Below are 1,331 nucleotides of genomic sequence, written 5' to 3'. Positions count from 1 at the left end.
TGTCTCGCGTCAAGAAGTTGGCTCAGAAACCCGGATCTGAAAGTTGGGGATGCTGGCTCGGGTTGGTGTAGATCTCGACCGGCCGGTGGCCACCGAGAGCTTGGTGGGGTCGGATGTGGTTGAAGACCTGCCGGTAGTGCTCGGCCTCGCGGGCCAGGGTGGGCAGGTCGTCGATCTCAATCCGGTACAGGTGTTCGTACTTCAGCGATCCGAACGCACGCTCGCGGACGCCGTTCTGCCCGGGTGAGCGGCGCCGGGTGCGGATGTGCACGAACTCGATCCGGCCGGCGATGAATCGAGCGAACGCGGCGCCTTTGAACGCCGGTCCGTTGTCGGTGACCAGCTTGATCTTTACCACCTCGCCCGTCACGGGGTCGGCCAGGGCCTGCTCCAGCGGGCAGCCCGCCAATCGCTCGGCCTCGGCGATCGCGAGCTGCACCGCCGCGATGGCGTCGGCTCCGGTGCAGGTCGAGGCGATATGCCAGCCGTGCTCGTACTTGGTGAAGTAGTCGGCGACACCGGCCAGCCGCCAGATCCCACCGCGCGTGGTCTCGTACTCGGAGAAGTCCAGCTGCCACACCTGGTTCGGCCCGGTGGGCGGGTCGGCGAACGCGGCCTTGCGGGCCTGGGCGAGCTGGCGGCGCTGGCCCTGGTAGTCGATCGGCTGAAGCAACCCACGGCGGCGCATCGCCCGTTCCACGCTGGAAGCCGACAGCTCCAACCCGTCGGCGGTCATCAGCCAGTGGATCTTCCGGTGGCCCCAGGCCGGCCAGTCCGCGGCGTACTTGGCCACCACTGGCTCGAGCTCATCGACGACCGGTGCCGGCCACGGCCCCTTCTGCGGGTTCCCGGCGCGGAGTTTGGTCAGCTTGCGGGTGTAGGTGCGGCGCGGGATGCCGATCAACTCTGCGAACCTCGAGACCGGCATCGCCGCGTCTTGGCGGATCACCTCGAGGTCCTCGAAGGGGCCAGGCGGCCCTCGGCCGACTTCTTCCACACCCGCAGTTGCACGTGCGCCTCACCCAGCGCGGCGTGCAGGTCGGCGATCTCGGCCTCCAACTGCTCCTCCCTGGTCGAGGCACCCGACGACCGGGCCGCGACCAGGCCCTGCTTGCCGGCCTCCAGGAACTGGGCCTTCCACTTGGCCACCGACGTCCCCGACGTCTTGTTCCGCCGGGCCGCCTCAGCGACCGTCATCTCACCGGCCAGGACCGACAACACGATCCGCAGCTTGTCCTCGACCGAGAACTGTGGGGGGCGACTCATCCTGCGTCTCCTTCAGGCTCAGGAGTCCCAACTAACTCCTGCGCCACTAAGTCTGACGCGCGACA

General features: G+C 68.1%; 2 protein-coding genes. Both read right to left on the bottom strand.

Translation table 11 applies throughout. The features are described 5' to 3' along the window. Positions 1-22 precede the first annotated feature (22 nt). A complete protein-coding gene (locus ABZ810_RS47610; RefSeq protein ID WP_358415475.1) occupies positions 23-949 on the bottom strand; it encodes an integrase core domain-containing protein in 927 nt (308 codons plus the stop codon). Continuing rightward, positions 946-1,266: a transposase gene (locus ABZ810_RS47605; protein WP_358415472.1), complete on the bottom strand. Its 321-nt coding sequence runs from the start codon at positions 1,264-1,266 to the stop codon at positions 946-948. Before ABZ810_RS47605 ends, ABZ810_RS47610 begins: the two co-directional genes overlap by 4 nt. Between the last annotated feature and the right edge of the window lie 65 nt (positions 1,267-1,331).

This window comes from Spirillospora sp. NPDC047279 (assembly GCF_040643285.1).
In the GTDB taxonomy this organism is placed as follows: domain Bacteria; phylum Actinomycetota; class Actinomycetes; order Streptosporangiales; family Streptosporangiaceae; genus Spirillospora.
The sequence above is the reverse complement of the archived record's forward strand: the minus strand, read 5'-3'. Positions and strand labels throughout refer to the sequence as shown.

Coding starts and splice junctions, on each gene's coding strand:
- ABZ810_RS47605 (WP_358415472.1), bottom strand. CDS start 1,266: ATGAGTCGCCCCCCACAGTTCTCGGTCGAGGACAAGCTGCGGATCGTG.